Annotated in this window: 25 protein-coding genes; 9 read left to right on the forward strand and 16 right to left on the reverse strand. The window is 39.0% G+C overall.

All coding sequences use genetic code 11. The features are described 5' to 3' along the window. Positions 1-20 precede the first annotated feature (20 nt). The 11 genes from ABVM50_RS02850 to ABVM50_RS02900 form a co-directional block, all read right to left on the reverse strand. Positions 21-1,172 carry a beta-ketoacyl synthase N-terminal-like domain-containing protein gene (locus ABVM50_RS02850; protein WP_405199871.1) on the reverse strand — a complete coding sequence of 384 codons (1,152 nt, stop codon included), beginning with the start codon at positions 1,170-1,172 and terminating at the stop codon, positions 21-23. Positions 1,173-1,234: 62 nt separating this feature from the next. Further along, positions 1,235-2,527, reverse strand: coding sequence for an adenosylmethionine--8-amino-7-oxononanoate transaminase (gene bioA / locus ABVM50_RS02855; protein ID WP_405199872.1), 1,293 nt, complete (start codon positions 2,525-2,527; stop codon positions 1,235-1,237). Beyond that, entirely contained in the window at positions 2,515-3,138 is a 624-nt protein-coding gene (gene bioD, locus ABVM50_RS02860) for a dethiobiotin synthase (RefSeq protein WP_405199873.1), read from the reverse strand. Before bioD ends, bioA begins: the two co-directional genes overlap by 13 nt. Beyond that, positions 3,138-4,295: an aminotransferase class I/II-fold pyridoxal phosphate-dependent enzyme gene (locus ABVM50_RS02865; protein ID WP_405199874.1), complete on the reverse strand. Its 1,158-nt coding sequence runs from the start codon at positions 4,293-4,295 to the stop codon at positions 3,138-3,140. The genes bioD and ABVM50_RS02865 overlap by 1 nt, the downstream gene beginning before the upstream one ends. A 113-nt stretch (positions 4,296-4,408) precedes the next feature. Continuing rightward, the gene (mnhG, locus tag ABVM50_RS02870; RefSeq protein WP_141879017.1) at positions 4,409-4,819 is read right to left on the reverse strand and encodes a monovalent cation/H(+) antiporter subunit G; all 411 of its coding nucleotides are present in this window, start codon (positions 4,817-4,819) and stop codon (positions 4,409-4,411) included. Then, a complete protein-coding gene (locus ABVM50_RS02875) occupies positions 4,816-5,088 on the reverse strand; it encodes a monovalent cation/H+ antiporter complex subunit F (RefSeq protein WP_141879018.1) in 273 nt (90 codons plus the stop codon). The genes mnhG and ABVM50_RS02875 overlap by 4 nt, the downstream gene beginning before the upstream one ends. Continuing rightward, positions 5,085-5,561: a Na+/H+ antiporter subunit E gene (locus tag ABVM50_RS02880; RefSeq protein WP_026913949.1), complete on the reverse strand. Its 477-nt coding sequence runs from the start codon at positions 5,559-5,561 to the stop codon at positions 5,085-5,087. The genes ABVM50_RS02875 and ABVM50_RS02880 overlap by 4 nt, the downstream gene beginning before the upstream one ends. Positions 5,562-5,565: 4 nt before the next feature. Continuing rightward, positions 5,566-7,080: a proton-conducting transporter membrane subunit gene (locus ABVM50_RS02885; protein ID WP_405199875.1), complete on the reverse strand. Its 1,515-nt coding sequence runs from the start codon at positions 7,078-7,080 to the stop codon at positions 5,566-5,568. After that, a complete protein-coding gene (locus ABVM50_RS02890; RefSeq protein ID WP_141879020.1) occupies positions 7,077-7,430 on the reverse strand; it encodes a Na+/H+ antiporter subunit C in 354 nt (117 codons plus the stop codon). The genes ABVM50_RS02885 and ABVM50_RS02890 overlap by 4 nt, the downstream gene beginning before the upstream one ends. Before the next feature lies 1 nt (position 7,431). Further along, a complete protein-coding gene (locus tag ABVM50_RS02895) occupies positions 7,432-7,848 on the reverse strand; it encodes a Na+/H+ antiporter subunit B (protein WP_405199876.1) in 417 nt (138 codons plus the stop codon). A gap of 1 nt (position 7,849) precedes the next feature. After that, on the reverse strand, positions 7,850-10,198 hold the full coding sequence (locus ABVM50_RS02900; protein ID WP_405199877.1) for a putative monovalent cation/H+ antiporter subunit A: 2,349 nt from the start codon (positions 10,196-10,198) through the stop codon (positions 7,850-7,852). Positions 10,199-10,419: 221 nt separating this feature from the next. On the opposite strand from ABVM50_RS02900, the gene ABVM50_RS02905 reads away from it, so the two are divergent. Genes ABVM50_RS02905 through ABVM50_RS02920 form a run of 4 tightly spaced genes read left to right on the forward strand, consistent with a single transcriptional unit; the run spans position 10,420 to position 13,538 of the window. Then, entirely contained in the window at positions 10,420-10,929 is a 510-nt protein-coding gene (locus tag ABVM50_RS02905; RefSeq protein ID WP_405199878.1) for a DUF2975 domain-containing protein, read from the forward strand. Between the two features lie 8 nt (positions 10,930-10,937). Then, on the forward strand, positions 10,938-11,504 hold the full coding sequence (locus ABVM50_RS02910) for a DUF2975 domain-containing protein (protein ID WP_405199879.1): 567 nt from the start codon (positions 10,938-10,940) through the stop codon (positions 11,502-11,504). Between the two features lie 2 nt (positions 11,505-11,506). Further along, on the forward strand, positions 11,507-11,713 hold the full coding sequence (locus tag ABVM50_RS02915; RefSeq protein WP_405199881.1) for a helix-turn-helix domain-containing protein: 207 nt from the start codon (positions 11,507-11,509) through the stop codon (positions 11,711-11,713). A 49-nt stretch (positions 11,714-11,762) separates the two neighbouring features. After that, positions 11,763-13,538, forward strand: a complete 1,776-nt coding sequence (locus ABVM50_RS02920) for a M61 family metallopeptidase (protein ID WP_405199882.1) — start codon at positions 11,763-11,765, stop codon at positions 13,536-13,538. Between the two features lie 74 nt (positions 13,539-13,612). Here the strand turns inward: ABVM50_RS02920 and ABVM50_RS02925 are convergent, their stop codons facing one another. The 5 genes from ABVM50_RS02925 to ABVM50_RS02945 all read right to left on the reverse strand — a co-directional run bounded on the left by ABVM50_RS02925 (position 13,613) and on the right by ABVM50_RS02945 (position 19,940). Next, entirely contained in the window at positions 13,613-13,909 is a 297-nt protein-coding gene (locus ABVM50_RS02925; RefSeq protein WP_322301363.1) for a F0F1 ATP synthase subunit epsilon, read from the reverse strand. 10 nt (positions 13,910-13,919) lie between these two features. Beyond that, complete coding sequence (atpD, locus tag ABVM50_RS02930) at positions 13,920-15,431, reverse strand: F0F1 ATP synthase subunit beta (RefSeq protein ID WP_141879028.1); 1,512 nt, start codon at positions 15,429-15,431, stop codon at positions 13,920-13,922. A gap of 256 nt (positions 15,432-15,687) precedes the next feature. Further along, the gene (gene glmS / locus ABVM50_RS02935) at positions 15,688-17,535 is read right to left on the reverse strand and encodes a glutamine--fructose-6-phosphate transaminase (isomerizing) (protein ID WP_405199883.1); all 1,848 of its coding nucleotides are present in this window, start codon (positions 17,533-17,535) and stop codon (positions 15,688-15,690) included. A 5-nt stretch (positions 17,536-17,540) separates the two neighbouring features. Then, positions 17,541-19,076: a DUF4270 domain-containing protein gene (locus ABVM50_RS02940; RefSeq protein WP_405199884.1), complete on the reverse strand. Its 1,536-nt coding sequence runs from the start codon at positions 19,074-19,076 to the stop codon at positions 17,541-17,543. A gap of 48 nt (positions 19,077-19,124) precedes the next feature. Next, complete coding sequence (locus ABVM50_RS02945) at positions 19,125-19,940, reverse strand: glycogen/starch synthase (protein ID WP_141879031.1); 816 nt, start codon at positions 19,938-19,940, stop codon at positions 19,125-19,127. A 110-nt stretch (positions 19,941-20,050) separates the two neighbouring features. Here ABVM50_RS02945 and panC point away from each other — a divergent pair, with 110 nt between their 5' ends. Genes panC through radA form a run of 5 tightly spaced genes read left to right on the forward strand, consistent with a single transcriptional unit; the run spans position 20,051 to position 24,793 of the window. Then, positions 20,051-20,902: a pantoate--beta-alanine ligase gene (gene panC, locus ABVM50_RS02950; RefSeq protein ID WP_405199885.1), complete on the forward strand. Its 852-nt coding sequence runs from the start codon at positions 20,051-20,053 to the stop codon at positions 20,900-20,902. Positions 20,903-20,908: 6 nt separating this feature from the next. Next, positions 20,909-21,259, forward strand: coding sequence for an aspartate 1-decarboxylase (panD, locus tag ABVM50_RS02955; protein WP_141879264.1), 351 nt, complete (start codon positions 20,909-20,911; stop codon positions 21,257-21,259). 4 nt (positions 21,260-21,263) lie between these two features. Then, complete coding sequence (locus ABVM50_RS02960; protein ID WP_405199887.1) at positions 21,264-22,229, forward strand: YbhN family protein; 966 nt, start codon at positions 21,264-21,266, stop codon at positions 22,227-22,229. 35 nt (positions 22,230-22,264) lie between these two features. Next, positions 22,265-23,410 carry an alpha/beta hydrolase gene (locus ABVM50_RS02965; protein ID WP_405199889.1) on the forward strand — a complete coding sequence of 382 codons (1,146 nt, stop codon included), beginning with the start codon at positions 22,265-22,267 and terminating at the stop codon, positions 23,408-23,410. A gap of 18 nt (positions 23,411-23,428) precedes the next feature. After that, positions 23,429-24,793 (forward strand): DNA repair protein RadA, encoded by a 1,365-nt coding sequence (gene radA, locus ABVM50_RS02970; RefSeq protein ID WP_405199890.1) that lies wholly within the window; start codon positions 23,429-23,431, stop codon positions 24,791-24,793. Positions 24,794-24,806 lie beyond the last annotated feature (13 nt).

Below are 24,806 nucleotides of genomic sequence, written 5' to 3' on the forward strand. Positions count from 1 at the left end.
GAACGGGATTCCTAACAATATCAATTTGCAGAAATAAGCAGCGAAACCGCATTCCCACCAAAACCGACAGAATTCACCAGAATGTTTTTTAATTGCCGAGGTTTCTTCTGAAATTTTGAAAAGGGAACAGTTATAAATTGCTGATGCTGAATCATTAATATCGCCATTTGTATATTCAGAATTCCGGAAGTTGCGAAACTATGACCGGTCTTCCATTTGTTCGAGGTTATCGCTGGTTGATCATTGCCAAAGATCGCTTTCACCGCATTTACTTCAGCTAGATCACCACCAATGGTTCCCGGAGCATGCATAACAATCGCATCAATTTCTTCGGAAGTGTCTTTAATTGCCATTTTCATACTCTTCTGAAGACAGAAACCTTCCCGCGATAACGAAGCTCCATGCCTTAATTCTTCATTGGCATAACCAATTCCACGAATAACAGCTTGCGATTTCGCTGAAGGGTTCTTGCTAAATGACATTAATCCCGCAGCTTCACTCAAAATCATGCTATTTTTTTGCTTCTCCATGTCCAGCGATCTACATGGATATTCATCATCACTTTGTGCATAGATCTTCATAGCCTCCATTTGTGCGAGTGTAAATCCTGTAAGAGGTGCTTCGCTACCGCCGGCAATAAAGTTGTCTCGCATTCCACTTTCCAGCCAGGCGATCGCATTTAAAATAGAATGCATTCCTGTAGAACAGGTAATACTATGAGAAAACTCCGGACCTTCCAGTTGCATATCCTGCGCGGTCCAGGAGGAAATATTTCCCAAAGTGGTAGTTGGAGAACTATAGGTAGATGCCTTTCCGGTCTCTATAAATTCTTTATGATACTTCTCAAAAAGTTCTGTAGCGCCACGGCTGCTTCCAATGTTCAAGCCGGAATTGCTATTGTTATAACCCGGTTCATCTTTGAGTCTTCGACCGGTGAGAATTGCCATTAAAACTGAACGGTCCAGATGGCGATACCTGGAGTCTTCCTGCTGAAGCTCTAGTAATTGATTGTCTAGATCTTCCGACAATTCTCCTGCCCACCTAGACTTCTCAGTAGTTGTTCTTCTACTAAAGTGATGGGAGTCCTGGAGATAATTATTCCAGATCTCTTCCGCAGTACTTCCTAATGGAGAAATACTGGCAATCGCGTCTATGGAAATTGGATTTTTCAAGGACTTATTTTAAAGCAAAAATAGTATTGATTGTTATTTGTGATAGCTCATCAAGCGTTAATTTACGCCTGAAATTGATCTATACATTCCTGAAGTAATTTGTAGATCTTTTTCATCTGCTCTTCAGAAGTTACATAAGGCGGTACGATATAGATCGTATTCCCAAGCGGACGTAAAAACAGCCCATTATCCATAAAAAACCTGAAAAGCTTATTTCTCAAATTCCCGTAACGCTCCATTTCCACATCAAGTTCGAAAGCAAGAATCACACCCATAGAGCGAGCGTTGAGCACCTGTTGTTTCTGCTTCAATTCACGAACGAAGTTTTGGTTATTATCAGAGATCCTTTGAATGTTCTGTTGGATTTCTTCGGAAGTCAATAATTCTATTCCAGCCAGGGCCGCTGTACACGCAAGTGGATTCGCGGTATAGGTATGCCCGTGAAAAAGACCTTTCGCAATTTCATCTGAATAGAAAGCATCATATACTTTTTGATTACAGGAGGTTAGCCCCATAGGCAGCAAGCCTGCCGTAAGAGCTTTGGACATGCAGATCACATCTGGTTTTTCCTCAATATGATCTGAAGCAAAATAAGTTCCGGTTTTACCAAAACCAGTCATTACCTCATCTGCCACCAGAAGAACTTCATGTTGACGGCAAAGTTTCAATATTGCATTCAGTCCTTCAGCATCGTGAAACTTCATTGCTGCAGCGCCCTGAATTAGAGGCTCATATATAAATCCAGCAATAGTACCCTTGCTGAGTATAGATTCTAATTGATCAAGAATTGCCTTGTTGTTCGTTCCATCTGGAACCGGAATACGTTCTACACGTATAAAATGATCTTCAAAAGCTCCATTATAAACTGAAAGTCCGGAGACTGACATTGCGCCAAACGTATCTCCATGGAATCCATTTTCGAAAGCCAGCATTACTTTTCGATCATTTCCAAGGTTATGATGATACTGCAAAGCCATTTTTATCCCGATCTCGGTCGCTGTGGAGCCATTATCGTTGAAAAACAGTTTCTGCTGCCCTTCAGGCAGTATCTTTATCAATGCTTCAGATAGCTCTATGGCGGGCTTATGTGTGAATCCGCTAAAAACTACCTGATCCAGATTCTGCATCTGCGCAGCGACTTTGTTTGTGATATAGGGATTGCAATGCCCATACACCGCAGTGTACCAGGATGAGATTCCGTCAATATACTCACGACCTTCATCATCAGTAAGTATAACGCCGCTCGCTTTTGAAATTGGCAGCATTTCCGAAGATACTTTATGCTGTGTAAGCGGATGCCATAAATGTTTACTGTCTCTTTCTTTCAGGCTTGATGTAATTTCTACTTCTTGCATAATTTCTCTCTCCATTTTTCAGCATATTCCAGTACTACATTTTTATCAAAGTACGGCTCCTGCTCTATCCTACCCAGTACTTCAATTCCGCTATGATCCTGGATCGCCTGTTCAGTACTTTGATGCTCATCCCCGCTAAAAATGATCTTAATATTTTCTATCCCTCGTGATCTAAGCATTTCAATACTTAACAAAGTATGATTTATACTTCCCAGATAATGCCTGGAAACCAGAATAACGCAATCATCTTTTTCAATTAGATCCAAAATTGTGCTTTTGTTATTTAAAGGCACAAGTAATCCACCAGCTCCTTCAATAACGAGATCGCGATTGGTTTTAGGTCTTTTGATCTTCTTTAAATCAATCTTTACTGAATCAATTTCCGCAGCAGCGTGCGGACTCATGGCACTATTCAAGGCATAGCTATTCTTATGAAAAGTCGTCCTGGAGTTACTAACCAAACGCTCAACCTTGTGAGTATCTGAATTATCAAGATCACCTGCCTGTACAGGCTTCCAGTAATCTGCTTCCAGTGCTTCAGTGATCATTGCAGCTGCGATGCTCTTTCCAACATCTGTGCTAATTCCGGTAATAAAATAATGAGCAGGCATTAATTTGATTTTTGCACAAAGTTAGCCAGCCTTTCCAAGACCTCCGAAATTTCTTGCTTCGAATTATAGGCATGCAGACAAAATCTCAATCTTTCCTGTCCCAGAGGAACCGTTGGCGATAATATGGGTTTTACCACAAAGTCATTTTCCTGCAACTGCAAAGCAATAGACTTAACCTGTTCATTCCCTTGCACGATGCAGCTTTGTATAGCAGAATCGCTGTTTATAAATCTTTTTGTAAGCGCGTTCCTATCAAGTTCAGCTTTGAAGAAATTGATGTTTGCACGAAGTTTTGTGATATTCTCAACATCTAATTGTAGATTTTCATAAATTGCAATAATCGTAGCAAGGGTATGTGGAGGTAGTGCAGTGGTATAAATAAAGCTTCTTGCAAAGTTGATCAAATAATTTCTTAGCTGATCACTTCCCAAAATAGCAGCACCATGGCTTCCAATTGCCTTACCGAAGGTCTGAATTCTCGCAAATACATTTTCTTCGATTCCTAGTTGCTGCACCAAACCAACACCATTTTCTCCAAACACACCGGTAGCATGAGCTTCATCTATAATCAGCAAGGCATTATAATCACTACCTAATCTAGCTATTCCTTCAAGATCTGGAATATCACCGTCCATGGAGAAAACGGATTCGGTCACTATATAAACCTGGAAATCGTTGGATGAAGTATCGAATCTTCGTAGTTTGGAATCAAGATCCTGCAGACTGTTATGAGTAAATCTATAAGATTTCGCCAGGCTCATTCTAATACCATCTCGGATAGAAGCATGACTTAACTCATCATAGAATATAATATCACCCTTCTGCGGTACTGCGGAAAAGAACCCAAGATTAGCATCGTAACCGGAATTAAAGATAAGAGCAGATTCAGCGTTATGAAATTCAGCAATCATCTTTTCAGCTTTACTGAATAATGGATGATTACCAGAAAGAAGTCTGGAACCGGTAGCTCCATTTTGATAAGCCTGCGCTTCCATTATCTCCGAAGTTCTCTTTCTAACTACTTCCGAAGAAGAAAAACCTAAATAATCATTAGAAAAAAAATCTACCCCTTTAAATTCTTGAGGAAGACATCTGAAGGAATTATCATTTTTCCTTTTTTCAAGTCTTTTCTCTAATTTTAAGGGTAGCTTTTGCATATGGCAAACTTAAGCAATGAATTTTATAAAATATGACTGGAAAATTACTGGTATACCTACCTAAGAATGACTATAAAAATTAACTAGTTGAGAAGAAAAAGATTAACCGCTAATTACTTATCGGCATCATCCATTTTGCTGTGATCTACGTTATCTTCAGGGGTATCATCCACCTTGCTTTTTAAGATATGGGTGTTCTTTTGATATTTACCCTGCAATTCATCCATTACCGACTTATCCCAGAGTTTTACTCCGATGAAATAAGAAGCCCTTCCAATAAGGTGTGCACTAACTGGTGCAGTCAAGAATAGAAACAGAATGATGACAAATGCCTGTGAAGTTACATCTGCATTACTAAAAAATACAGTGGAACTTAGTAATAAAAGACCAACTCCAAGAGTCGCAGCTTTGGTAGTTACTGAAATACGAAGATAAGTGTCTGGCATACGAACGATCCCGATCGCTGCTAAAAGAACGAAAAGGGCTCCCAGTGTTGCTATGGCGGCTATTATGATATCTATCATTTCCTTTTACGTTTTTCAAGATAAAATGAAAGCGCTACTGTACTTAAAAATGCGATCAATGCTAGAATTAGCGCAGTATCCATTAAGGTGGATTGATTGTAAATAATACTGTATATCGCAATAATCCCAATCCCGGTTGTAATGAGAAGGTCGAGCGATACAATCTTATCTGCAATGCTTGGACCCTTCATAAACCTCCAAAGTATCAAAACTGCAGAGATCACCAGTATGGGTAATATGATATAATGTAAATATTCAACTAACGTCATGACAGCACTTCCAAAATTCTACGTTCAAATCCATCCTTGATTCCGCGGATGAATTTCTCTCTATCCTTCAGGTACATTGCATGTACAAAAAGAACCTTTTTATCATTAGATACATCGATGCTCAAAGTTCCTGGTGTAAGGGATATCATATTAGCAAGAACGGTAATCCCAATATCAGATTTAACATCCAGCGGCACCATGATTATTCCAGGCGTCACATTAAGTCTTGGTGTGATCACTTCATATGCAACTTCTATGTTCGCTTTTACAAGCTCATAAAGGAAATTCAGTAACAGCAATATGATCTTCGGAACTATAAGAAAATAACGCGTTCGTTTTCTACCTACAGTAATAAGCCAGAGAATATGAAAATTCAGAAAAAATCCAAACAGATAGTTTTCGAATGAAAAATCACCCGTAAGGGCAACCCATACGAACGTTAACAATATATTTGAAAGAAATTTATTCTTCATCTTCTTAATTCTTCGTCTTTAAAACTGCCTCAATGTATCCTTCACTATTTACCAGTTCATCAGCAATTCTTGCAGAAAGCTCCTGAATATGTTCAGCTCCAAAACCAATATACAAAGATACAATACTAAGCATAGCTACTGGCACGATAAATTGCGAGCGTTTTAGATCGGTCATCTTATGATAATATCCAAAATATTTTCTTTCTGGCATTTCCTTAGCATCCTTCCAGAACACTTCAGCCCACATTTTCGCAATGATCACTAAAGTTATAAAGCTGGCAAATATGATCGCCGCAACGGTAATATAATTCTCTCCAGTAAATCCAGCTTTTATCAGATTGATCTTTGGCCAGAAACCTGATAATGGCGGAATCCCAACCAGGGAAAATAATGGGATAAATAGCAATAAACTTATCTTCGGATATTTGGCATAAATACCTCCAAGATCCCGCATGCTATTAGTTCCTGTGATTCTATAGACCACCCCGCTCAGCATGAAAAGATTAGTTTTTACGATAATGTCATGAATAAGGTAGAAGATCGCTCCGGCAATTGCAATTTCTGTAAACATCCCGATCCCTGCGATCATATAACCAATATGACAGATGATAAGGTAAGAAAAGACCTTACGCATGTTATTCTGAACTAATGCTCCAATTCCACCACTCACTAAAGTAAGTATGGCGATGACCATAATAATATTATTAAGGAAGGGTTCATTGACGAATATTAGCGTAAACACCCTTATTAAGGCATAGACACCTACCTTAGTCAATAATCCTCCGAAGATAGCCGAAACGGCAAATGGAGGTGTATGATAGGAAGCCGGTAACCAGAAATATAGTGGAAAAACTCCTGCCTTGATCCCGAAACCTATTAAGAATAATACGGCAGTGATTTGAACGAGTCCGCGATTTTCTACAGCAGCTACCTGACCTGCAAGATCGGCCATATTCAAGCTTCCGGTAATACCGTAAAGTACTGCGATCGCCGTTAGGAAGATCATGGAAGCTAAAATGTTCAGCGTGAAATATTTTACAGCTCCTTCAAGCTGAGCCTTTTCACCTCCAATAGTAATCAGTACGAACGAACTTATAATAATGATCTCAAACCACACGTAGAGGTTGAAAATATCACCGGTCAGGAAAGCGCCGTTTAAACCTAATAACAGGAAATGAAATATGGGAAAATAGCCAAACCTTAGCCGGTCTCTTAATACTGAACCTGCGGAAAATATGGAGACTGCAAGACCTGAAATTGCTGTTAAGAGTACTAACGTAGCCGCCAGGGAATCTGCAACAAAGGTAATTCCGAAGGGAGCTTCCCAGTTCCCGGCCTGGATAGTTTGAGTCCCGTTTTGCCAGATATAGCTGAAAAGAACGATCGCCAGAATTACGCTCAGCGTACTCCCAAAGATGCTAAAGATCTTCTGAAAACGAATCCTGGACCAGCCAAACATCAAAATAATACTGATGGCCATCTGTAAGAAAAGCGGATATAATATTAATTGCTGTGTCATGAATCTTCGTCGGTTGCGTTCATTTCGTCCAAATCATCAGTTCTAACTACGGTATGCGCCCTCTTTACCAGAACGATGGCAAAAGATTGCAATCCAAAACTAATTACAATGGCAGTAAGGATCAATGCCTGCGGTACAGGATCGGCAAAGGCTTCTACGAAAACCTTGGAATCCCCGGGTATAATTGGCGGAGCTCCTTTGGTAATTCTTCCGAGGAGAAAAATAAGCAGGTTTGCTCCGTTACCTAGTAATATGATTCCTATAATAAGTTTCACCATACTTCGGCGAAGCATCATATAAATACCAGTTCCGTATAGAATACCTACCATTAATGCTAAAAGTATCTCCATATCAGGCCGATTCAGAAATTGTAAAGATTATTGTAAGAGTCACTCCATTTACCACGAGGTAAACACCAATATCAAAAAATAGCGCAGATCCTACGCTACCAAGAATAGCAACTGTATCATGCGACCAGAGTCCGGTCATAAAAGGCATATCAAAAAAAACTACTGGAGCAAGACCAGCCATAAACGAAATAGCAAGTCCTACCGGTAATAGAAATCCCGGATGCACGATTAAAAGCTCTTTGGTTTTCTCGAGTCCGTTGGCAAACGAATGCAATATAAAAGCAATAGATGCGATAAGACCGCCAACAAATCCACCTCCTGGCAGGTAATGGCCGCGGAGAAGGATAAAGATCGAAAACACCAATAATACCGGTAAAAGGTAATTAGAAGCTGTTTTTAATATGATGGTTGTTCGCATATTATTGTTCCTTGTTTTCTTGTTTTAGACTTGTATCTGCATATCGTTTTCTATCCTTCATCTTAAGTCTTAGTTTCATCAAGCCGAATACTCCTACTGCTGCTATTGATAATACTGAAACTTCAATAAGTGTATCTGCACCCCGGAAATCTACAAGGATTACGTTCACAACATTTTTACCATGAGCTTCAACATATGAGTTTGCCGCGTAGAATTCTCCAACCTGCTTACTTACAGGTTCAGAAAGTACTTCAAGCGCTAGAACCGAAATGATCAAACCGAAAACACTAGATAGTACACCATCCCTCACACGCGTTTTATAGTCTGAAAGTTTCAAATACTTAGGTAATTTATATAATACCAGTACGAATAGAATTACTGTAAGTGTATCAATCGAGAACTGGGTCATGGCCAGATCGGGCGCCGAGTAGAATACGAAGATCAAACAAATAGAAAGACCAACCACACCCATTGCTGCGACCGCTGCCAGACGGGATTCAGTAAAAACTGTATAGAAAATTCCAGCAATCAGGATCAAAGTCGTGGTGATCTCGTAGACAGTGATCTTAGATAATGAATTATAGTCGATCACAAAACGAGTATTTCCAATCATGATATATCCAACTAAAACAACCAGAAAGAGAATTATGATAGAAATGTAGTTTCTCAAATATCCATTCTGAAAGAAATTCGTCCAGAAATTAGAGAATTGCACAAAACCTTTATTGATAAGATTCAGAATATTTTCAGGTGAAATTGAGTTAAATTTAGCTGCAGATGCCACCAGTTTTTCTGAAGGTTTGATAACAAAATATAACGTAGTTCCAACACCAATTGTGATCAAACTAAGAATAAAAATTAGATTAAATCCGTGCCATAACGCCAGATGAATTTCAGAAGCATCACCACCAAGAGCCGTAACTACAGGTTTAATTAAAGCACCTTCAATTAGAAATGGAGCAATTCCAAAAACAAGACCTAAAGTTGCCAGTAATACCGGCGGAATCCACATGATTGGACCAGGAGCTTTCACATTTTTGTGTTCTTCAGGCAATTTTCCGGTAAACGGCTTGATTCCCGCTACAAAACCTGCATATAACAAGAGAATCTTAGTAAGAACTATCGCGATCATCGAAATGATGATAATCGTTTCTGAATGATACGTAGCTTCGTACGTAAGTTCCTTTCCAATAAAACCTATCGTTGGGGGAATTCCGGCGCTGGAAATTGCCGCCAGTATCCCGGCGATTCCGACCGGAAGCATAATTTTATTCAGTCCCGCAAGTCTGGTGACATCACGGGTATGTGTTTGGTGATCTATGATTCCCGTTACCAGGAACAAAGTTGCTTTATATAACGCATGAACAATGATAAATACTGCTGCAGCCAGGAATGCTTCTTCAGTTCCCAGACCAATTAGAAACACCAGAATCCCTAAGGCCGAAATTGTTGAATAGGCCAGGATCCCTTTAAGATCTGTTCTGAATAAGGTATGGATCGCAGAGTAAAGCATGGTAATTCCCCCAACGATAATCAGCGTATAATTCCAAATATTTTCACCTCCAAGAATAGGAGTAAAACGCATTAATAAATAGATTCCCGCTTTTACCATGGTGGCAGAATGCAGGTAGGTGGATACCGGTGTTGGAGCTTTCATTGCTCCAGGTAACCAGAAGTGAAATGGGAATTGAGCCGATTTTGTAAAAGCCGCACCAAATAACAATATAACAGCAACTGCGTAAAATTCGTTTCCACGAATAACTTCACTCATACTCAGCATCTCTGAAATACTGTAGGTGCCCGTAATATTATTAAGTAATAAAGCTGAAGCAAGAAGTAATAATCCTCCTATTCCGGTAATACCCAAAGCGGTCATTGCCGATTTTCGGGAAGCCGGATTTGTATTGTTGAAACCTATCAGGAAGAATGAACTAATACTGGTAAGTTCCCAGAACACAAACAAAGTGATCATGTTATCAGAAAGTACCAGTCCAAGCATCGCACCCATGAACGCAGCGAGATATCCGTAAAATCTATCCAGGTAACCGTGTCCTTTTAAGTAAGAAGAGGTATACGCAAAAACAAGGAAACCAATCCCCGTGATCATTAAAGAAAATAGCAACGACAAGCCGTCCAGCTTAAAACCAAGATCTACTCCAAAGGATGGAATCCATTGAAAGGATCTGGTAATTACTTCACCATCTGCAATTGGAGCTATAAACTGGAAAAAGTATAAAAAGAGCCCAAGTGGTACTATGGAAGCCAGAATCGAGAGCTTACCTTTGAAGAACTTCCCTACAAAAACAAAGAGAATAGAAAATATAAATCCTGTAAGAATTGCGGTAAGCATACTTAGTAAATCTGTTTGTCGCAAATATAATAGTTATTATTGAAGAATAGTTTTCACGCAATCAATAATCCTGGAGATAAACGTGATTTCTACATTAATTACTCTCTATTTAATTCACTCTCAATTTTCTATCAATTACAACAAGCTCTTAGAAATATTTGCAAATAAAATTATTGATAATCGATAATTTAATTTATGTTTGTTATCGTAAAACGATAATTATGAAGACTGATTCGATTAAAATTCTCAAAGGTTTACTTTACATCAGCCTAGTACTATCTCTATTTATGGCGTTAGTTTCACTGGGATTTGCGATTAATTACAGTTTCTTCAATACTTACGATCTCAACTCAGACATTGAATTGCTCTTCCCGATTACTTCGAACACTACTGCCCTCGTTCAGTTTCTCTACAGTATGCTGTTGTATTTAGGAATAAGCCTGATCGTCTGGTTATTATTGAAAATTGTAGCCAGTTTTCAGAATAACAAATTCTTCACTAAATACCAGATCGCCGGCTTCAACTTATTAGGGAAATTAATTATCTGGCTCAGCATTATCGATAGCTTTGGCTCCTTTATCATGAGAATCATCTTTCGATCAAGACTCGAACTAAAACTCGAAATATCTACTTTCTGGCTTTTCATCGCCATTGGAGCGTTTTTTATTGTCCTGAGTAAAATATTTGAAAAAGCCTACCATCTAAAAAATGAAAACGATCTTACTATCTAATTATAAATATGATGAGTAAAAATAGCCTACTTAAAACCGCAGCTTTTCTCTGTCAGTTAATTAACGGAGCTTTCATTCTTGTCTTAGTAATTCTCACGATTTTTTTTATCCACTTTCAAGTAGATCGCGATTTTTATAACGGATGGCATGCAGACAAACCGATAAAAGACAATTCTATAAAATTCGAGAAAGTAATAGGAGAAGAAGTTTCAGATGAGGATGTTATCTATATGACCGATTGGAATACAGCTTCGCTATATTTCAATTATCTAAGATTTGCAGGAATAATTCTTCTCATGTACCTAGCTATAAAACAATTTCAAAATGTTTTGACGTCAGTAGAAAACCTGGAAACCTTTAAAACCACCAATGTGCAGGCATTCCAAAGGATAGGAGTTTATTGTCTTATTATTTCCGGACTGTCATGGATTACCATGTGGGATTTCGGCTATTATCACGTAAGTGGTTTTCATCTTGATTTTGATTTTCTGATCATTGCTCTATTGGCTTTTATCTTTGCTGAAATCTTTAAAGAGGGAAATCAATTGGTGGAAGAGAACAAACTAACCGTTTAGCCATGGCCATTATCATAAATCTAGATCGGATTCTAGAAGAAAGAGGCATGAAAAGCAATGAACTGGCTGAAATGGTTGGGATTACCACCGCAAACCTGTCTATTCTTAAAACCGGGAAAGCCAAAGCCGTTCGGTTTTCCACACTTGAAGCTATTTGCCTGGCTCTGGATTGTCAACCCGGGGATATTCTGGAATATTTGCCAGATTAGAGAATTTCCGACTTATTCTCTTAAATTTAGCTACCTAAAATTTCAATTTATGCGATCATTATTATTGTTACTGCTTTTAACTTCCATGGCAGCGACTTCACAGGTAAACACTTATAAAATTTCCTTCAGCAATGCTGTTCATCATGAAGCAAAGATAGAAGTAACATTTCCGAAGATAAAATCACAGGAACTAACTGTGCGAATGAGCCGTACTTCTCCTGGTAGATACGCCCTGCATGAATTTGCTAAAAACGTGTACGGCTTCAAAGCTTTCAATAGCGAGGGAAAAGAATTAGAAATTACTAGAGAGGATCCTTATTCCTGGACGGTAAAGAATACAGATGGCACCGTTAGCATAGAGTATATACTCTACGCAAATCGCGGTGATGGCACTTATTCTCAGGTTGATGCCAGCCATGCTCACTTAAATATTCCAGCCACCTTCATGTATTCCGAAGAATTGAAAGATCGTGATATTAAATTACAGATCGATCTTCAGGATCAACCAGACTGGAAGATCGCTACGCAGCTTGAGAAGATCAATGGGAATACTTTTAAGGCGCCAGATCTGTATTATTTTATGGACAGCCCGATAGAGATCAGCGATCATCAAATTAGAAGTTTCGAGCACGATGGCCAGAAGATCGAATTTGTTCTGCATCACCAGGGAACTGAAGCTGAACTTGATCAATATTTTGAGCAGGTTAAAGCGATCGTAGAACAGGAAGCAGCCGTTTTCGGCGAATTACCAGATTATGATTATGGCAGATATACTTTCCTGGCTTGCTATATGCCAAATGCCAGCGGCGACGGAATGGAACATCGAAACAGTACGATTCTTACAAAAACAGATGCTCTGGCAGATGGTGGAACGAAAGGCAATACTGGCACCGTAGCTCATGAATTTTTTCATGGATGGAATGTGGAACGTTTACGCCCTGCAGATCTGGAACCCTTCAGTTTTTCTGAAGTAAATATGAGCCGAAACTTATGGTTTGCTGAAGGTTTCACAACTTATTATACCGGATTAATCCTGCATCGTGCAGGCATCACTTCAGAAAAAGAATATATAGAAGGGCTTTCCGGAACTTTTAATTATGTCTGGAATTCTCCTGCTACCCGCTATTTCAATCCTATGGAGATGAGCATGCAGGCACCTTTTGTTGATGCAGCAAAGTCTGTAGATCCTGTGAATCGTGAAATCACCTTTATCTCCTATTATTCCTACGGAAGTATCCTTGGTCTTGCACTTGACCTTTCTTTAAGAGAAAATGATCTGAATCTCGATAATTTTATGAAAATGATGTGGCAGAAGTATGGAAAGAATGAGGTTGCTTACGATACGGAGGATATTGAAAATACACTTACAGCATATGCAGGTAAGGAGTTTTCAAATGATTTTTTTGCAAAACATATAAGAACAGGTGGACAACCGGAATACAAGAAGTTGTTCGATCAAGTTGGTGTTAGCATTACACAGGAGGTCGAAAAGAATCATTTTGGAGCTAGTTTTCGGGAAACTGAGAATGGATTGGAAATTAGTCGAAATACTGTAATAGGAAGTCCTGCCTACGAAGCTGGCCTGGACGAAGGAGACTTGATCACATCAGTAAATGGAACTCCAGTAAATACTTCAAAAGCAATGGAAGATGTGATTGCTGGTACTGCGGAAGGTGAAAAGTTAAGCCTCGAGTATCAGCGATTTGGAAAGACTGAAACTACTTTCGTAGAACTTTCAGCAGATCCTGAATACAAGATCACATTATCTGAAAATGCTTCGAAAGAACAATTAGAGAACCGAAAGAAATGGCTGGAATCTAAATAATTAACAGGTTAAAAATGCACATAAAAAAAGCCTTTCAGAAATGAAAGGCTTTTAATTTTATAAGAATGAGAATATTAATCGGCTAATATAATAGCTTTATTATCCTTCATTTCAAGAACTCCACCTTTAATGGTGTAGTACAAAACTTCAGTATTGTTTCCTTCCGTTCTAAAAGCCGACTGATCCTTAGCTTTGATCTCGTTCGTGCTTCCGGCTGCAAGGTCGATCTTTACATCACCTTCAGTAAGAACAGATACGATAGGTGCGTGATTGTTCAGCATTTGAAATTCACCATCATTTCCTGGAACTTTCACAGCATCTACTTTAGCTCTGAATACTACCGCCTCTGGAGTAACTATCTCTAAATACATTTAACTAATTTTAGTTTTCAGCAAGCATTTTCTCACCAGCTTCGATCGCTTCCTCGATGGTTCCTTTAAGGTTAAAGGCCGCTTCCGGATACTTATCAAGCTCTCCATCCATGATCATATTGAAACCTTTGATGGTATCTTTAATATCTACAAGCACTCCTTTAAGACCAGTAAACTGCTCTGCTACGTGGAATGGCTGAGAAAGGAAACGTTGAACACGTCTTGCTCTGGATACTGCAAGCTTATCTTCTTCGGAAAGTTCTTCCATACCAAGAATAGCGATAATATCCTGAAGCTCTTTATATCTCTGTAAAAGCTCTTTCACTCTTTGTGCACAATCATAATGCTCATTTCCTAAGATATCTGGAGTAAGGATTCTTGAAGTAGAATCCAAAGGATCTACCGCTGGATAAATACCTAGCTCAGCAATCTTACGAGAAAGTACCGTTGTAGCATCCAGGTGGGCAAATGTTGTTGCCGGCGCTGGATCGGTAAGGTCATCTGCAGGTACATAAACCGCCTGTACAGATGTAATAGATCCATTTTTAGTAGAAGTAATTCGCTCCTGCATCGCACCCATCTCGGTTGCTAGCGTTGGCTGATATCCTACTGCTGATGGCATACGTCCCAGAAGTGCAGACACCTCTGAACCAGCCTGTGTAAAACGGAAAATGTTATCCACGAAGAAAAGAACGTCTTTCCCCTGACCTTCTCCGGCTCCATCACGGAAATATTCCGCAATCGTAAGACCAGAAAGGGCAACACGCGCACGTGCTCCAGGTGGTTCGTTCATTTGTCCAAATACGAAGGTTGCTTTCGAATCCTTCATTACTTCTTTATCTACTTTCTGAAGATCCCATCCGCCTTCTTCCATAGAATGCATGAAATCGTCACCGTATTTGATAATTCCAGACTCTAACATCTCTCTAAGAAGGTCATTCCCTTCACGAGTACGTTCACCAACTCCTGCAAAAACAGAAAGTCCACCGTGACCTTTAGCGATGTTATTAATTAATTCCTGGATAAGTACTGTTTTTCCAACTCCTGCACCTCCAAAAAGTCCAATCTTACCACCTTTAGAATAAGGTTCGATAAGGTCAATCACTTTAATTCCGGTAAACAGAACTTCAGTAGACACAGATAAATCTTCAAATTTTGGTGCCTGGCGGTGAATTGGCAATCCATCTACACCTGCTTTTGGCAAGTTTCCAAGACCATCAATCGCATCACCAATAACGTTGAAAAGACGTCCGTAAACATCTTTACCAACTGGCATTTGAATAGGATTTCCGGTATTAAGAACATCAACACCACGGCTAAGACCGTCAGTAGAGTCCATAGAGATCGTTCTTACAGTATCTTCTCCAATATGTGATTGTACTTCAAGAACTAAAGTAGAACCATCTTTTCTGGCGATTTCCAAAGAATCGTAGATCTTTGGCAGTTCAGCGTTTTCTGAGTCGAACACAACGTCAACTACAGGACCAATAATCTGGGCAACTTTACCTGTGACTTTAGACATTTATCTAATTCTTTTAATTTTATTACGTAAAATTCAAATACCTACTCGCTTGATTTCAAAATTGATAAATCAGAAATAGGTCATTTTCAGGGTGCAAAGATAAATTTTTCTCTGAAAAAACAGATTGAAATAAAGAGAAGTTTTTAATGTTTTGAAAATGCACGGATATTCAACGTTAAACCGTGCTAAGAATCTTATTAAAACGAAAAAGCCTCTTCAAAAGAAGAGGCTTTTTATAAAAATATGTCAATAATTATTATTCTACAGTAACAGACTTTGCAAGGTTACGTGGTTGATCCACATTTTTTCCAAGCAACACTGCGATATGATAGGATAATAACTGCAATGGGATCGTTGTAAGTAACGGAGTAAGTGACTCCATAGTTTCCGGAACTTCGATCACGTAATCTGCAAGATCTCTAACTTCTTCATCTCCTTTAGTAACGATACCAATGATCTTTCCTTTTCTGGACTTGATCTCCTGTATGTTACTCACTACTTTTTCGTAATGTCCTTTCTTAGTAGCAATCACGACAACTGGCATTTGCTCATCGATCAGTGCGATTGGTCCATGCTTCATCTCTGCCGCAGGATAACCTTCAGCGTGGATATAAGAAATTTCTTTAAGCTTTAAAGCTCCTTCAAGTGCTACAGGGAAATTATATCCTCTACCTAAATAAAGACAGTTTGGAGCATCTTTGTATTTAGCCGCAATCTCCTGGATAAGTTCATCAGACTTAAGCGCCTCTTTAACTTTCTCCGGAATTCTCTCTAATTCCTGTAAATGGAATTGGAAATCGCTATGAGAAATGGTCCCCTTAAACTTTCCAAGCTTAAGAGCCATTAATGTAAGTACTGTGATTTGAGTTGTAAATGCCTTTGTGGAAGCTACTCCAATTTCTGGTCCAGCATGCGTATAAGCTCCTGCGTGAGTTTCTCTTGAAATTGAAGATCCTACAACGTTACAAACTCCAAAGGTAAAAGCTCCTTTTTCCTTGGCTAGCTTAATAGCTGCCATCGTATCTGCAGTTTCACCACTTTGCGATATGGAAATAACCACATCGTTTTCTGAAATCACTGGATTTCTATATCTGAATTCTGAAGCGTATTCTACTTCCACAGGGATTCTTGCGATATCTTCAAAAATATATTCCGCAACCAATCCAGCATGCCATGAAGTACCACAAGCAACAATAATGATACGTTTTGCATTCGCAATACGCTCCATATTATCATCTACCCCGGCCATTCTAATGATGCCTTGATCAACCAGCATTCTACCTCTATAGGTATCGCTAATTGCATTTGGCTGTTCATGAATTTCCTTCAGCATAAAGTGATCATAACCACCTTTTTCGATCTGCTCCAGATTCATTTGCAATTCCTGTACATAAGGATCTACTAATGAATCATCATGAATTTTTCTCACTTTCACACCCTTATCTCTACGAATAACTGCCATCTCTCCATCTTCCAGGTAGATCGCATTATTAGTAAATTCTAGAAATGGGGATGCATCTGATGCTACGAAAAATTCATCTTCTCCAACTCCAATAGCCAAAGGACTTCCCAGTCTTGCAACTACAATTTCATCTGGTTTTGTTTTATTGAAAACAGCGATTGCATAGGCACCTATAGTTTGATTTAAAGCAATCTGAACTGCTTTACCTAGCTTCACCTTTTCGTTTACGATCACATCTTCTATAAGATTTACCAATACTTCAGTATCGGTATCACTTTTAAAAGTGTAACCACGTTTTTTCAACTCTTTTTTCAAAGAATCATAATTCTCAATGATCCCGTTATGTATAATTACAAGGTCACCAGAATTTGAGTAATGAGGGTGAGAGTTCACATCATTTGGCTCTCCGTGGGTTGCCCATCTTGTATGACCAATTCCAACAGTTCCATTTGTAGTAACTTCCTCTTCGAATTTTTGCTTTAGATCGGCTACTTTACCTTTCGTTTTACACATCTTCAGCTCTTCACCATCGTATAGAGCAATTCCGGCACTATCGTATCCACGATATTCCAGTCTTTGTAATCCTTTCAAAACAATAGGGTAAGCTTCCCTATGCCCTATGTATCCAACAATTCCACACATATTTCTTAATTATAGTTGGTATAATATATTCTCAATTTCAATCTCTTATTTTCATCTGCGGAATTGCTACCGTGCAATACGGTTCCTTCCGGAGTTAATACAGAACCCGTAGGAATTCTGGTAAGCTCTTCTGAATTTCTTACTGCAGAATTTAAGGAACCTGCAATCACTCCCTGACTTGACCTTGAAACAACCGTATTAATATTAGGTACTGCTACAAGTCCCAGTTTTACATTATCTCCATCATTATTCAGAATGTTGGATAAATGATTAGTGATCCTTAATGTATAATAATAACCGTCTTCTCCTTCTTCGACCTGCAACGGACTAGAAAAAGTTGTCAAACTAGTTGAAGGATCTGCGGCATTTAGCGTAAGATCTATCGCGTAATCACCAAGAAAAGCATTATTTGTAAAGTCATACAAATATAGTCTATCTGGATTTTCACCTTCATAAACATCACGATTTACAAAAAATTCCAGGGTAGCTTCATTGATCAATAGATCTTCTGATCTTAGATCCTGAAGCACCAATGTATCCGGAAAAAGTTCTATAATCGCCATACTCCCTTGCTGTCCTTTAATATAAAGATTTTCAGCTCCGGTTTCTGAAGATTGAGAATGAATTTCCTGTAAAACATCAGATGGATATGCTCCTTCCAATAGATTCACTCTGTTTCCAGAAGCAAAATTCAAGGTATAACTACCACGAACATCCTCTTCAATCTCCTCGTCTACCTCACGATCGCTACGGTAATACAAAGTGATCTTAGCATCCTGATTATTTAAATTAAAGAAGATCTGTGATCCTTCAGTTCCATTCTCTTCAGCCTTGATATATAAATTTCTGAAGTAGTTTCTGAAATCGGTATTCGAAGATAATTCCGAAGAACCTTCCTTATCAAGAATCTTCGTCTCGAAATAATCCGTAGGAAGTTTTATCCTGAAAGATGGTGTATTTGCGATAGTATCGGTTCCATCTTCACCAACTTCGTACGAATCGAAAGCTAAAGCCGAAGGCTCGAAATTTTCTTCTACATAGATCGCTGGCCCTACAATATTCTGCTCGAATAGTTGCTTTTGATCTGAATAATATCTCTGAGCCGATTCGAATCCAGCGTCAGGATCGAGGTCATTCAGTAAAAAGTTCGTCTCGAAAATGGATAATTTGAAAGAACCATTTCCATAAATTGAATCCAGGTCATATGTTACCTCATCATCATCTGAAGTGGCTGCTTCCGAAGAATAATAAGGAATTTTAAGCACCACACTATCAAGTTCCACATTGTCGCCAAAATCCGGATCCAAAGTAGATAATCTTAACTCGCTAACTATACTAGCGACAGATTTACCGTACAGATCGTGATTGGTGACGCCCAGAAAGAAATTGGACGAGTTATTAGTTTGTACTGAATTAAGCTTTTTGGTGTAGGCATTCACATTGAACTCCCGAACTTCAACATTCGAAGGATTGGTTATGATCTCTCCTCCTATTTCTGAAAAGTCTTCATCACACCCTACAAAAGCGGAAATAACAGCCATAAAGACTGTTATTCTGTATAAATTATTTAATCTCATTTAAAATTTTTCTTACGATTCTGACAATACTTTAGTGTCATAAAATTCCTGATATGCGTGAGAGAAATTTTCTTTTTCGGTATAAGGAAGAACCGGTTTATTAAGCTTCTTAATGTAATCCTGCAACTCTTCAGGCACATCATCACCACCCATTACTACAGCATCTGAATTATCTACTGCCGTCTTCAAAATATTTACGAAGTTTGGAGTTTTTAGATGCTTTACGTTTGCATTTTCAAAACCATCAAACAAAATTTTCTCACGTAGTTCTTCATCTAACGTTCCATCGAAACTTTGATTGTAAACAGAGGTCACAATTTTTGCATCACGGAATAATGGTTCATTCCCGTAATAATTTCTAAGGTAAAGTGGCAATAGGGAAGATAGCCAACCATGCACATGAATGATGTCTGGAGACCAGTTAAGTTTTTTCACTGTTTCGATCACCCCTTTTGCAAAGAAAATTGCTCTTTCGTCATTATCAGAAAAGAGATTTCCATCTTCATCTGTTAAGGTTGCTTTCCTTTTAAAATAATCTTCATTATCAATAAAGTAAACCTGCATTCTTTCCTTTGGAATGGAAGCCACTTTAATGATTAAAGGCATATCAAGATCATTAATCACCAGGTTCATCCCTGATAATCGAATCACTTCATGTAATTGATGCCTTCTTTCATTGATATTTCCGAATCTTGGCATAAAAATCCTAATCTGTCCGCCTAGGTTATTAACCATTTTTGCAGCTTCAAAGGAAGTAGATGAGATATCGGTTTCAGGTAAGTACGGTATAACTTCAGACGAGACGTATAACACTCTCTTATCTTTCATATATTCTTTGCTTTAGTTACGTTTCCGAATAAAAAACACGCAAAATTACAAAATTTTATGCAGATTGCCACAGATATATTAAGTTTGCACGCTGTTAATTTTAAAATAAAATGCAGGTTTTTAGGGAGAAAGGACGTTTACTTGAGGCTATTCGCGAGAAGAAATCTGAAGAAAAGAGCATCGGACTGGTGCCAACCATGGGTGCTTTACACGAAGGTCATCTATCCCTGGTTCAATTCGCCACGCAACAAACAGACCAGGTTGTTGTATCTATTTTTGTAAATCCAACTCAATTCGACGATCCGGAAGATCTGGAAAAATATCCCAGAAATCTCGATAAGGATATCGCATTATTAGAGACAAAATTCCAAGATTTGTGGATTTTTAGTCCTAATGCGACTGAACTTTATGATGGTAAGATCGTTTCCCAGCAATTTGATTTTGGTGGGTTGGAGAACGTCATGGAAGGAAAATTTAGAAATGGACATTTTAATGGTGTTGGTACCGTGGTGAAAAAATTGTTCGAAGCTACTGAACCTGACAAGGCTTTTTTCGGGGAGAAGGATTTCCAGCAATTACAGATTATTCGCAAACTTACAGATCTTACAAAATTGCCGGTAGAAATCATTGGCTGCCCTATTTTAAGAGAGGATAGCGGACTTGCAAGGTCGTCACGAAATGAACGTCTAACTGATGCAAACAGGCAGAAAGCAGCTCTTATTTACGAAACGCTACAAACTGCCCGTGAGCTATTTGGCACAAAAAGTGCTAAAGAAGTGACAGACTGGGTTGAGACGGCATTTAGAGATCAGGATGTTCTGGAGCTGGAATATTTTATGATTGCTGAGACTGATAGTCTTCAAAAAATTGAAATCAAAGAAAAAGAAAAACAATACAGGGCGTTCATCGCAGTATATGCAGACGATATTCGTCTCATCGATAACATCGCTCTGAACAATTAATTCATGATGCAGATTCACGTAGTAAAATCCAAAATTCACAGAGTTAAAGTAACCGGTGCAGATCTAAATTATATTGGTAGTATCACTATCGATGAAGATTTAATGGAAGCAGCGAATATTATTGAAGGTGAAAAGGTACAGATCGTTAATAATAACAACGGTGAACGTCTTGAAACCTATGTAATTCCAGGCCCTAGAAATTCAGGTGAGATCACTTTAAACGGCGCAGCGGCTAGAAAAGTTGCTAAGGATGATATTTTAATTATTATCGCTTACGGAATTATGGAAATAGAAGAAGCTAAAAACTTTAAACCGTCATTGGTATTTCCTGATGAAGAAACCAATCTTTTGAAATAGGTCGTTGAGCAAAAAATTCAAAAAGTTTTTAAAAATTAGTATCCCCTTATTTCTGGGGATTTTTTTGGTGTGGTATTCATTACAGAGTTCTACTTCCCAGGAACGTACAAGCCTGTGGCAAAGTATCGTTGATGCCAACAAATTCTGGATAGCAGTTTCTTTTATTCTTGGAACTCTTTCGCATCTTTCCAGGGCTTATCGCTGGAAATTTATGCTGGAACCAATGGGTTATACCACCCGGCTTCCAAACCGATTCATGGCAGTTATGGTCGCCTATCTTGCTAACTTCGGAATTCCAAGATCTGGTGAAGTTTTACGCGCTGCGACGCTAACTACTTATGAAAAGGTTCCTTTTGAAAAAGGTTTTGGAACCATCATTTCTGAAAGAGTTGCTGATTTACTTATTCTAATGCTAATCATTGGGGTCGCGCTAATTTTGCAAACCGACGATCTTCTAGGATACCTGCATGACCAGAACATTAAACCCGTCAATACCCTACTTATTTTTCTGGGATTAACAGGAATCGGGGTTTTAGGCCTTACAGTTATTAAAAGATCGAACTGGGGACCTTTTAAAAAAATAAAAAAGCTCGCAAAAGGTTTGCTAGAAGGGATGCGAAGTATCCTGAACATGCGCCAGAAATGGGCTTTTATAGCACATACCATTTTTATCTGGTCAATGTATCTATGCATGTTCTTCGTAATAAAACTAAGCGTTCCTGAGACTGCAGATGCTACTCCAGGCACTATTCTAGCTGCCTTCGTCGTAGGAAGTTTTGCAGTTTCAGCGACTAATGGCGGGATAGGCGTTTATCCATTAGCCGTAGGCGGAATCCTGATGTTCTTTGGTATCGAATCACATGCTGCTGAAGCGCTTGGCTGGATCTCCTGGGCAACTCAAACCGCTGTGGTTCTGTTATTTGGCGGACTATCATTTATCCTATTACCGCTTTTTAATAACAGGAAATAATACTTACCTTTCCTGTCCGAATCAATACTACACCTATGAAATGTTTATTAACCCTGCTATTGGCACTCATTCTGCCTTTAGTAAGCTGGTCGCAGATCTTGCATGAGACCGTCAACTCTCAAAAGCTAGGAGAGAAAAGAGAAATTAAAATTCAACTTCCCAGAAATTACGAACAGAATTCAGAAAAAAGATACCCGGTTGTGGTCGTTCTGGACGGAGACTACCTGTTCGAACCCGTAGCTGGTATGGTAGATTACTATTCCTACTGGAAAGACATTCCCGAGATGATCGTTGTTGGAATCAACCAGGATGGAATACGTATGGAAGATACATCCTACGGAGAAAATTCTCTTCCTGCAGATAAAGGCGCTAAGTTTTTTGAATTTATTGGGATGGAATTACTCGCCAGCCTCGATCAAAAATACAGAACGGCAAATTTCCGCATGATCGTGGGACATGATTTCACCGCCAATTTTATCAATTATTATCTCCTTAAACAAGAGCCCATTTTCAAAGGTTACATTAATCTTAGTCCAGATCTAGCGCCTGAAGTAGCGAACTGGGTTACAGATGCTTTAGAATCTTCAGAATCTAAAAAATGGTTTTATTTAGCTACTTCTAACGAAGATATTCCTGCACTAAAATCTGGTATTTCGAGTTTTGACAATCAGCTCAAAAATATTAACAACAAGCTGGTCTCTTACAAATTTGAAGAATTTACCGGGGAATCCCATTACTCACTGGTCGGCAAAGCCATACCTTCGGCAATCTCAAGCATGTTTGAGATCTACCGTCCTATTTCAACAAAAGATTATAATGAAATCCTTCTGCAAACTTCTATTTCTCCTACCCAATATCTGACCGAGAAATATGAATCTATCGAAGAGCTTTATGGTCTTAAAAGACAAATAAGTATCAACGATTTTATGGCTGTTCACAACGCAATTGAAAAGACACGAAACTGGGAAGCCTATAAGGATCTTTATAAACTTGCTTTTGATCATTATCCGGGAACTATGTTGGGAACATTCTTTGAAGCCCGACATGAAGAAGAAACCGGTAATCCTAAAAAGGCAATGCGTATGTATCAAAATGCCTACGGACAAAAGAGTATCGCTTTTCTGGATGCAGATTATATGCTTGATAAGGCAGATGCAATCAAAAAAGATTTCGGTTATTAGCAGTATATAATTTATAAAATGGCGAAGGTAAAGACAACATTCTATTGTCAGAAATGTGGTGCACAATACGCAAAATGGCAGGGGAAATGCAACAGTTGCGGGGACTGGAATACGATAGTAGAAGAACTTGTTGCAAAACCTGAAAAAAAGGACTGGAAAACAAGTGCTAGTAAGGAAGCTAAAAAATTAGCCAGGCCTTTACTTATTGCTGAAATTGAAACCACACCACATGATCGCCTTAATACTGGCAACAATGAACTAAATCGTGTACTTGGAGGTGGGCTCGTTCCGGGGTCGCTTACTTTGCTTGGTGGTGAACCGGGAATTGGAAAAAGTACGCTACTACTTCAGATCAGTCTGCAGTTAAAATACAAGGTTTTATACGTTTCCGGAGAAGAAAGTCAGCAGCAAATCAAGATGCGTGCTGAACGTATCGATCCTAATCCTGCCAATTGTTTTATCCTTACCGAAACTAAAACTCAGAATATCTTCCGTCAGGTAGAAGAGATCGAGCCTGAAGTGGTTATTATCGATTCGATACAGACCTTACATAGTGATTATATTGAAAGCGCTCCGGGAAGTATTTCGCAGATCAGGGAATGCACCGCCGAGCTTATAAAATTTGCTAAGGAAAGTAATACTCCGGTCATTTTGATTGGTCATATCACGAAAGAAGGAAGTATCGCCGGCCCAAAGGTTCTGGAGCATATGGTAGATACTGTTTTGCAGTTTGAAGGAGATCGAAACCATGTATACAGAATCCTTAGAGCTCATAAAAACCGCTTCGGAAGCACCCATGAACTGGGCATTTACGAGATGCAGGGCAGCGGACTCCGGGAAGTGAACAACCCTTCAGAAATACTTATTTCCAAGAATGATGAAGATCTGAGTGGAACAGCCATCGCTTCTACACTGGAAGGGATGCGACCACTAATGATCGAGATCCAGGCTTTGGTAAGCACCGCTGTCTACGGGACACCACAACGTTCTACCACCGGTTACAATGCTAAAAGACTGAATATGTTACTGGCAGTTCTGGAGAAAAGAGCTGGCTTCAGGCTGGGAGCGAAAGATGTGTTCTTAAATGTCACCGGCGGTATTAGCGTGGATGACCCGGCGATAGATCTCGCAGTTGTTGCTGCAATTCTGTCTTCAAACGAGGATATTGCACTTCCAAAAGATATCTGTTTTGCTGCTGAAATTGGCCTCGCCGGTGAAGTGCGACCAGTGACCAGGGTCGAGCAAAGAATTCTTGAGGCCGAGAAACTTGGTTTTGCCAGTATTATGGTTGCCAAACAGAATAAATTTCCAAAATCTGAATATCACATCAGGGTCGTTAAAGTTTCCAAAATTGAAGATGTTGTAAGTCATCTTTTTGAATAAACTGGCACAATTG

It is taken from the genome of Christiangramia sp. LLG6405-1 (assembly GCF_045055805.1).
Classification (GTDB): domain Bacteria; phylum Bacteroidota; class Bacteroidia; order Flavobacteriales; family Flavobacteriaceae; genus Christiangramia.

Excerpts from the sequence above, each read along its gene's own strand:
- bioA (WP_405199872.1), bottom strand. The coding sequence starts at position 2,527 with ATGCAAGAAGTAGAAATTACATCAAGCCTGAAAGAAAGAGACAGTAAA.
- bioD (WP_405199873.1), bottom strand. The coding sequence starts at position 3,138 with ATGCCTGCTCATTATTTTATTACCGGAATTAGCACAGATGTTGGAAAG.
- ABVM50_RS02865 (WP_405199874.1), bottom strand. The coding sequence starts at position 4,295 with ATGCAAAAGCTACCCTTAAAATTAGAGAAAAGACTTGAAAAAAGGAAA.
- mnhG (WP_141879017.1), bottom strand. The coding sequence starts at position 4,819 with ATGATAGATATCATAATAGCCGCCATAGCAACACTGGGAGCCCTTTTC.
- ABVM50_RS02875 (WP_141879018.1), bottom strand. The coding sequence starts at position 5,088 with ATGACGTTAGTTGAATATTTACATTATATCATATTACCCATACTGGTG.
- ABVM50_RS02880 (WP_026913949.1), bottom strand. The coding sequence starts at position 5,561 with ATGAAGAATAAATTTCTTTCAAATATATTGTTAACGTTCGTATGGGTT.
- ABVM50_RS02885 (WP_405199875.1), bottom strand. The coding sequence starts at position 7,080 with ATGACACAGCAATTAATATTATATCCGCTTTTCTTACAGATGGCCATC.
- ABVM50_RS02890 (WP_141879020.1), bottom strand. The coding sequence starts at position 7,430 with ATGGAGATACTTTTAGCATTAATGGTAGGTATTCTATACGGAACTGGT.
- ABVM50_RS02895 (WP_405199876.1), bottom strand. The coding sequence starts at position 7,848 with ATGCGAACAACCATCATATTAAAAACAGCTTCTAATTACCTTTTACCG.
- ABVM50_RS02900 (WP_405199877.1), bottom strand. The coding sequence starts at position 10,198 with ATGCTTACCGCAATTCTTACAGGATTTATATTTTCTATTCTCTTTGTT.
- ABVM50_RS02905 (WP_405199878.1), top strand. The coding sequence starts at position 10,420 with ATGAAGACTGATTCGATTAAAATTCTCAAAGGTTTACTTTACATCAGC.
- ABVM50_RS02910 (WP_405199879.1), top strand. The coding sequence starts at position 10,938 with ATGATGAGTAAAAATAGCCTACTTAAAACCGCAGCTTTTCTCTGTCAG.
- ABVM50_RS02915 (WP_405199881.1), top strand. The coding sequence starts at position 11,507 with ATGGCCATTATCATAAATCTAGATCGGATTCTAGAAGAAAGAGGCATG.
- ABVM50_RS02920 (WP_405199882.1), top strand. The coding sequence starts at position 11,763 with ATGCGATCATTATTATTGTTACTGCTTTTAACTTCCATGGCAGCGACT.
- ABVM50_RS02925 (WP_322301363.1), bottom strand. The coding sequence starts at position 13,909 with ATGTATTTAGAGATAGTTACTCCAGAGGCGGTAGTATTCAGAGCTAAA.
- atpD (WP_141879028.1), bottom strand. The coding sequence starts at position 15,431 with ATGTCTAAAGTCACAGGTAAAGTTGCCCAGATTATTGGTCCTGTAGTT.
- glmS (WP_405199883.1), bottom strand. The coding sequence starts at position 17,535 with ATGTGTGGAATTGTTGGATACATAGGGCATAGGGAAGCTTACCCTATT.
- ABVM50_RS02940 (WP_405199884.1), bottom strand. The coding sequence starts at position 19,076 with ATGGCTGTTATTTCCGCTTTTGTAGGGTGTGATGAAGACTTTTCAGAA.
- ABVM50_RS02945 (WP_141879031.1), bottom strand. The coding sequence starts at position 19,940 with ATGAAAGATAAGAGAGTGTTATACGTCTCGTCTGAAGTTATACCGTAC.
- panC (WP_405199885.1), top strand. The coding sequence starts at position 20,051 with ATGCAGGTTTTTAGGGAGAAAGGACGTTTACTTGAGGCTATTCGCGAG.
- panD (WP_141879264.1), top strand. The coding sequence starts at position 20,909 with ATGCAGATTCACGTAGTAAAATCCAAAATTCACAGAGTTAAAGTAACC.
- ABVM50_RS02965 (WP_405199889.1), top strand. The coding sequence starts at position 22,265 with ATGAAATGTTTATTAACCCTGCTATTGGCACTCATTCTGCCTTTAGTA.
- radA (WP_405199890.1), top strand. The coding sequence starts at position 23,429 with ATGGCGAAGGTAAAGACAACATTCTATTGTCAGAAATGTGGTGCACAA.